Below are 7445 nucleotides of genomic sequence, written 5' to 3'. Positions count from 1 at the left end.
GCGTCAGCGGCGCCAGGCCATACGACCGCTGGCGCTCTCTCGCACGAACCCCGGCGCTGAACCGCACGAACAGGTGGCGCTCAAAGCTTCAAATACTCAATCACGGGCTGCATGCCCATTTCGCCGTCGGCCAATACATCAGGCAGCGCCTGATCAAGGAAGTCTGGGGCCGCGGGCACGTCAATATCAAGCTTCTAGGTGACTTACCGGTTGGTTCAGGGGCGTTGTCCGAGGCACGCAAGGCAGCCGGGTATCTGTCCAAGTACGTCTCTAAAACGTTCACTGATCCGGGTTCGCGGGTGTTCGGGCTTCACCGTTACGACGTGGCGCAGGGCTTTCAGCCGGTCAAGCTCGCCCTCAGTGGCCACTCCCCCGGCGACGTTCTCGCCCAGGCGTCCGATTACTTGAACGGGCCTCCGGTCAGGGAATGGTCGTCGGCTTCTGTTGAGGACTGGGCGGGTGCCCCTGCTATCTGGCGCAGTGGGGTTCGTGATGGTAGACCAGCGGGTACTTGCTGACTGGGTGGAGGCCATGTGCGCCGCCCAGGGTGTACCGGTTCGCGTAACTGATCCCGGTGTTCTCGCCCGCGTTGGCGTGCTCATGGGCGCCGCGCCCGGAACGGACGGACGCGGCAGCGGCCGGAGTACCGCCGCGGCGTCATAGCTGCCAGACGGGCTGAATCCGGGCGGGGTCCAGTGACCGGGCCCCGGGTGTTCCGGGCAGGATGGTCGCGTAGTCCAGGACGGCTTTGATGATTGCGGCCTGGCGGTCAAGGTTCAGCGTTTCCCATTGCTCTTTCAGCAGGCCGCCGGTCCCGATCAGGCCGTCGAGTGCTGTGGAGTTTGATGCCTGCGCCAGCTGCCGTTCGGTAGCTTTAATTCTGGCTTCGATGGGGCCGCGTGCGGCTTTCCACTCCGCGCTTGAAATTTCTTTCGCGGCCCAAAGTTCAGAGAGTTCTTTCATCTGGCTCCGGTCCTCTTCCAGCGACCCAAGCAGGGTGCTCTGTCGGTCATCGGCTGCGCGGCGGCCTTTCAGTGTTTCGAACATCTCGGTAGTATCCAGGCGCATAAGCACTCCCGCGGCGAGGAACTCTTGCAGTGGGGCTGCAACGATCGCGATGCCGCCGCAACCTCCGTGGTCAGGCCCGGACAAGCAGACGTATCGGCGGGTGTCGACGCGAATGGCGGAGAACAGTTTGTTTCCGCATTTGCCGCACCGTAGCAGCCCGGACAGAACGTAGCGGCGCGGGGCGCGGGTGTTAGTCCGTTTCTTGGTTTCGAAGTGGCCGAGAATTTGCTGCCGTTGCTCGGGCGTGATGATCGCGGGCCATTGGGCGTCCGCAACCACGATTCCCTTGTGTTCCCTCAGTCCTGCGATGCGCCCGGATTTGAGTATCGCGTTCAGCGTCATGGTCTGCCACTGGCCACCGGCCGTGGTCTGCACTCCTGTCTCGTTGAGCCATGCACAGATGGAACGTGAGGATTCCCCGGCGAGGAACCGGGCGACGGCCTGTCGAAGAATTTCCGCTTCAGCCTCGTTGACCGTCATGCGGTCCTGCTCGTATCCGAAGGGGCGGTGGTGTCCGCCGTTCGGTAGTCCTTGTTCTGCCGTTTGACGGGCCTTGCGTTGGAGGCGCTGGGACTTACGGCCGGATTCTTTGGAGGCAATGGCTGCCAGGATGCGGGCCATGAACAGTCCGTCGTCGTTGCCGAGGTCAATGTCCGCTGTCACGGATTTGACCTGTGTCACCCCGGCCTGCTCACACAGCCGAGTGAACTGCTCCAGCTCCATCGGCTGCCGCGTCAACCGGTCCATGTTGTAGACGATCACGGCGTCCCGGTATCCTCCGGCGAGATCATCAAGCATCCGCTGGTACTGCGGCCGTGGCTTACCTTTGAAGGCACTGATGTCGTTATCTACGTACTCTTCGCCCACGGTCCATCCATGATCCACGGCGAGTCTCCGGCAGTCCTCCAGCCGGCGTGTCACACCCAGAGCCTCCCCCGTCTGGTCGGAGGAGATGCGGGCGTAGATCGCGGCCGAGCTGGGCTTTTGCATGGGGGCAGACTAACAAAGCGTCAGTAACGGCGTCCTCCTCTGCACCCACCACCACCATCTGATCCACAAAGAACAGTGGAAAATCCACGTCAAAAACGGGACCCCCTGGTTCATCCCGCCACCCCGCATCGCCCCCCGCCAACAACCCCGGCAAAACCACCACCACAGAACGTGAGGCGAAGGCAGACCCGGCGGGCAGGCAGGACCCGTCAGCGTGTCCGCCAAGCATGCAGTGATCTGCCGGTACTACGTGGGTTCACTAACTTCGGACCCAAAACCAGAAGCGCCCAGCCCCTCAATTCGGGACCAAGCGCTTCCGGTGAAACGAGGCTTGCGTTTGCTACGCGTCCTGCCAGCCGCGGCCTTCCGTGAAGGTGGCTACGAGAGTTCCCACGCCCGCCTGCAGCGAATTCGAGGGATCCTCGTACAGGGACGCCTCCGTCGCGCGGCTATGGGTGATGAGCTGCTCGGCTTCGAGCTTCGCCTCGGGCACGGTGGCACCGATGATTCCGGTGCGCGCGGGAAGCTCGGGAGTGTGGACTACCTCGGCATTGGTCTCCGACAGCGGGATAGTGGTCCCCGGTCGAATCTCGTCATGCGGAAACTCGAATTCGGCGTCGTTGGGGGCAGCAGGAATCGTGTACTCCAGGAAGTAATTCATGACCCCAGCCTTGCAGATATTCGCCACGCCAGAAACCCCGCCCCGCCGCCGGCGGACACGAATATTCACCGCCCCTTCAACGGGAACGCTAGCGAAGAACGTCCGCTCCTACCGTCCCGCGGCGTATCCCTGCGCACCCCGAGGGTTCGCGGCGGCCTGCAGTACGCCAGTCCGTGGATCGCGTACGACGGCGGACAGCCGTCCCAGCGTCCAGTCACCTGCCCTGGTGATCCGGTGTCCCCGCCGCTCGAGCCCGGCGATAACATCATCGCCCAATCGGTCCTCGACGACGGCACCGCCCGGCTCCCAGGTGCGTGGCCAGAAGGACCCGGGCATCGACGTCGTGTGGAACGCCGGCGCGTCGATGGCCTGCTGCGGAGAATACCCGCCGACGATGGTCCGCAGCAGGTACAGCAACTGCCACTGGTCCTGTTGGTCTCCCCCGGGCGATCCAAGCGCGGAAACAGCAACTCCATCGCGCAGCACCAGTGTCGGCGTCAGCGTAGTCCGCGGCCGGAGGCCCGGCGTCAGGGTGGAGGGCGTCCCGGGCTCAAGCCACGTCATCTGCAACCGCGTGCCCAGGCAAAACCCGAGCTCTGGGATCGCTGGCGACGACTGCAGCCAGCCGCCGGATGGCGTGGCCGAAACCATGTTGCCCCAGCGGTCCACAACATCAACGTGGCACGTGTCGCCGCGGGTTTCCCCGTTGGACGCCACACTAGGTTCACCGCGAGCAGGTTCACCGCTCCTAAATTCACCGAGCGACGGTTCACCGATCGTGGGTTCGCCCACACCGGCGGCGGCAGCCGCGGAACCTGCGCGGCCGGGAACGGCACGACCTCCCAAAGCGGGCGACCCGCCGTCGTCATCCGACAGCGTAGGCGGGACGTACTCGGTCCGGAGCGTGGGAACGTACGGCTCACGCCCGGGAACGGAGCCCGGGCGGAACTCGTGCGACGCATCTTCCGTGATGAGCGCCCGGCGCGACGCCGCGTACTCCTCCGACAGCAGGTAATCGAGCGGGACGTCGGCGTCGCCGTAGTACGCCTCGCGGTCCGCCAGTGCGAGCTTCTGGGCCTCCAGGATGGTGTGCGCTCCCAGCTCGGTGGAAGGGTCGAGGCGGTCGTCATCGAAGCCGGCCAGGATCGCGAGCGTCTGCAGCAGTGCCGGCCCCTGTCCCCAAGGGCCGGTCTTGGCGATGGTGTGGCCGCGGAACTCGAGCGTGGCGGCGTCCTCGTACGACGCGCGGAAGCCGGCCATGTCGGCCATCGTCATGACGCCGCGGTGGTCGGTCCCGGACGAGTGGCGGTGCGCTGTTCGGACGCTTTCGGCCACGGCGCGGGCCACGAAGCCCTCGCTCCATTCCCTGCGGGCGGCGTCGATACGCTCCTCCCGCGTGTGCGCCGGCACTGCGGCGAATGCCTCGCCGAGACCCGCGCCGGCCTGGACCAGTTTCTGAAGCGTGCGGGCCAACGCCGGATTCCGGACCAGCTCGCCTTCCTCGGGGATACGACCCTCCGGCATCCACAGGTCGGCCGACGTGGGCCAGTGCTCCCGGAATAGCCTCGACACTACCGAAATCGTGCTGCAGACGCGTGCCAGCACCGGGTGGCCGTCGCGTGCGTACCGGATGGCGAAATCCAGGACTTCCGCCAGTTCCCACGTTCCGTGGTCCCTCAGCAGCAAGAGCCAGGCATCGACGGCGCCGGGAACCGCAGCGGCCAGCGCACCTGACCCGGGCACCAGTTCCAGGCCTTCCGCGCGGAAGTGTTGGACCGTAGCTCCCGCCGGCGCCGGGCCCTGGCCCATCAGGACCACCGGTTTCCGTGGCTCCTCCGCGGTGCTGAAGACCCCAGTCATGTCGCCGCCGGGCCCGTTGAGGTGCGGTTCCACCACATGCAGCACGAACGCGGCGGCCGTGGCCGCGTCGAACGCGTTACCGCCCCGCTCCAGCACTGCCTGTGCAGTGCCGGTGGCGAGCCAATGGGTCGTGGCGGACATGCCGAATGTGCCCTGCAGCGTAGGACGGGTGGTAAAAGTCTCCGGCCTCATAAAACTCATAGGGGCTACTGTAGTCACCGGTTTCCGGCGCTTCCGGGATACCGCGCCCGCGACACGCTCCGCCCGTAGGGGGAGCTTACTTGCCCAGGCCGGCCCGCCGCAGTGCTTCGGCCATGGCGGTATCCGCTTGAGCCGGCCGCTGCCCGGACTGCTTCGGCTGCCGCTTTCCGCTGTCGCGGTCTGCCGTAGACCGGCCCGAATCGCTGCCTTGGCGTGGCGCCCCGGACTTTCCGCCAGTCTGGCCAGGAGTCGCCGTCCGGCCCCGGCCCCCGTCGCGATTGCGATCGGACTCGCGGCCGCCGTCCCGGCCACCGTCGCGGTTGCCGCCTGCCCGCTTGCCGCCTGCCGGCTGGCCGCCGTCCCGTCCCCCGGCCGAGCGTCCCCCAGCGGACCGTTCGCCGGAAGCGGCCGGTTCGTCGTCGAGCCTCAGCGTGAGGGAAATGCGCTTCCGCTCCGGATCAGCCTCAAGCACCTTCACTCGGACCACCTGGCCGGACTTGACCACCTCGCGCGGATCGGCGACGAACCGGTTCGCGAGGGCGGACACGTGAACCAGCCCGTCCTGGTGAACCCCCACGTCCACGAACGCGCCAAACGCGGCCACGTTGGTGACGGTCCCTTCCAGAACCATGCCCGGCAACAGGTCCGAGATCTTCTCGATGCCCTCGGAGAACGCCGCCGCCTTGAACGCCGGACGCGGATCGCGACCCGGCTTCTCGAGTTCGGCGATGATGTCGCGCACGGTGGGCAAACCGAAGGAACCGTCCACAAAGTCAGCAGGGTTCAGCTGCCCGGCATCAGCCAGCGGAGCAAGACCCGTGGCAGCCCCTCCGGACGCACCGGAGCCACGGGAGACGCCTGCCGCCGTCAGGATCTTCCGGGCCACCGAATAGGCCTCGGGGTGGACGCTGGAGGCGTCCAGCGGCTCCGCTCCCCCGGTGATCCGCAGGAACCCGGCACACTGCTCAAACGCCTTCGCGCCCAGCCGCGGCACCTTCTTCAGCTCGCTGCGCTTTGCGAACGGCCCATTCTCATTGCGGTACGCCACGATGTTCTCGCTCAGCAGCGGCCCGACGCCGGCCACCCGGCTCAGCAGCGCCGGAGACGCAGTGTTCACATCCACACCCACGGCGTTCACGCAGTCCTCCACCACGGCATCCAGGCTGCGGTCCAGCTTCGCGGCCGTGACATCGTGCTGGTACTGCCCCACGCCGATCGACTTCGGATCGATTTTCACCAACTCCGCCAGGGGATCCTGCAGCCTGCGGGCAATGGACACCGCGCCGCGCAGGGACACGTCCATGCCGGGGAGTTCGGCCGCGGCCAGGGCGGACGCCGAATACACCGACGCACCGGCCTCGGAGACCACCAGCTTCTGCGGCACGGCGGCACCCGCCCCGGGCCCGATCCCGGACCCAGTCCCGGAGCCGGAAGCTGCGGAGAGCTGCTTGATCAGGTCGGCCGCGAGCTTGTCCGTTTCGCGGGACGCGGTTCCGTTGCCAATGGCCACGAGTTCGACGGCGTGCTGCCGCGCCAAGCGAGTCAGCGTCGCCAGGGCTTCGTCCCACTTGCGGGCCGGGGCGTGCGGGTAGACGGTGTCGGTGGCCACTACCTTGCCCGTTCCATCGACCACGGCCACCTTCACGCCGGTCCGCAGCCCGGGGTCCAGGCCAAGGGTGGAGCGGTTTCCGGCGGGCGCCGCCAGGAGTACATCCCGAAGGTTGGCGGCGAAAACGCGCACGGCCTCGTCCTCCGCGGCGGCGAACATCCGTCCCCGCAGGTCGGCCGTCAGCCGAGCCAGAACCCGGGAGCGCCAGGCCACCTGCGCGGTCTGCAGCAGCCACGAGTCGGCGGGCCGGCCACGGTCGGCGACCCCGAGGAACCGGGCCACGGCGGATTCGTAACGGGTGCGGGCGGCGGCGAGGGCGTCGTCGTCAGCCGGGTCCGCTTCGGTGAGGTCCAGCTCGAGCACCCCGTCCTTCTCACCCCGCAGCAGCGCCAGCACGCGGTGCGACGGCATCCCCGACGGCGCCTGCGAAAACTCGAAGTAATCCGCGAACTTCTGCCCCTCGGACTCCTTGCCCTTCTTCACCCGGGACACCATCCGGCCCTGCGTCCACAGCCGCTCGCGCAGGTTCTCTGCAAGGTCGGCGTCCTGGGCCACACGCTCCACGAGGATGGCGCGGGCACCGGCGAGCGCCGCGGCGGCGTCGTCGACGGCGTGGTCAGCGTTCAGGTATTTCGCTGCCTCGCGCTCGGGATCGAGTTCCGGGCGCTTGAGCAGTGCGTCGGCGAGCGGTTCCAGCCCGGCCTCGCGGGCGATTTGCGCCTTGGTGCGCCGCTTGGATTTGAAGGGCAGGTAGATGTCCTCAAGCCGGGACTTCGTGTCGGCGGCCACGACAGCGGCCTTCAGTTCCGGGGTCAGCTTCCCCTGTGCGGCAATAGCCTCCAGGACAGTACGACGGCGGTCCTCCAGTTCGCGGAGGTAGCGCAGGCGCTCGTCGAGCTCGCGGAGCTGCCCGTCGTCGAGCGTCCCGGTGGCTTCCTTGCGGTAGCGGGCGATGAACGGAACTGTTGACCCGCCGTCGAGCAGGTCAACAGCCGCCTTCACCTGCCAGGCTTTCACGCCGAGCTCGGCAGCGATCTGTTCCGCTATCCGGGCGGC

4 protein-coding genes and 2 pseudogenes are annotated in these 7445 nt (G+C 67.2%); 2 read left to right on the top strand and 4 right to left on the bottom strand.

Annotated features, from left to right (window positions below; all coding sequences use genetic code 11):
• Nucleotides 1-518 (top strand): annotated as a pseudogene (locus CXZ05_RS23285) (hypothetical protein); the annotation flags it as partial.
• 139 nt (nt 519-657) lie between these two features.
• Here the strand turns inward: CXZ05_RS23285 and CXZ05_RS14565 are convergent.
• On the bottom strand, nt 658-2058 hold the full coding sequence (locus CXZ05_RS14565; RefSeq protein ID WP_102973250.1) for a recombinase family protein: 1401 nt from the start codon (nt 2056-2058) through the stop codon (nt 658-660).
• Between the two features lie 16 nt (nt 2059-2074).
• On the opposite strand from CXZ05_RS14565, the pseudogene CXZ05_RS23455 reads away from it, so the two are divergent.
• A pseudogene (locus CXZ05_RS23455) lies at nt 2075-2233 on the top strand (HNH endonuclease); the annotation flags it as partial.
• Between the two features lie 165 nt (nt 2234-2398).
• Here the strand turns inward: CXZ05_RS23455 and CXZ05_RS14555 are convergent.
• The 3 genes from CXZ05_RS14555 to CXZ05_RS14545 all read right to left on the bottom strand — a co-directional run bounded on the left by CXZ05_RS14555 (nt 2399) and on the right by CXZ05_RS14545 (nt 7436).
• Nucleotides 2399-2719 (bottom strand): hypothetical protein, encoded by a 321-nt coding sequence (locus tag CXZ05_RS14555; RefSeq protein ID WP_102973249.1) that lies wholly within the window; start codon nt 2717-2719, stop codon nt 2399-2401.
• Between the two features lie 108 nt (nt 2720-2827).
• Nucleotides 2828-4780, bottom strand: coding sequence for a gamma-glutamyltransferase family protein (locus CXZ05_RS14550; protein ID WP_102973248.1), 1953 nt, complete (start codon nt 4778-4780; stop codon nt 2828-2830).
• A 76-nt stretch (nt 4781-4856) separates the two neighbouring features.
• Entirely contained in the window at nt 4857-7436 is a 2580-nt protein-coding gene (locus tag CXZ05_RS14545) for a Tex family protein (protein WP_180987399.1), read from the bottom strand.
• Between the last annotated feature and the right edge of the window lie 9 nt (nt 7437-7445).

The organism is Arthrobacter sp. AFG20, assembly GCF_002892795.1.
GTDB lineage: Bacteria > Actinomycetota > Actinomycetes > Actinomycetales > Micrococcaceae > Arthrobacter.
The sequence above is the reverse complement of the archived record's forward strand: the minus strand, read 5'-3'. Positions and strand labels throughout refer to the sequence as shown.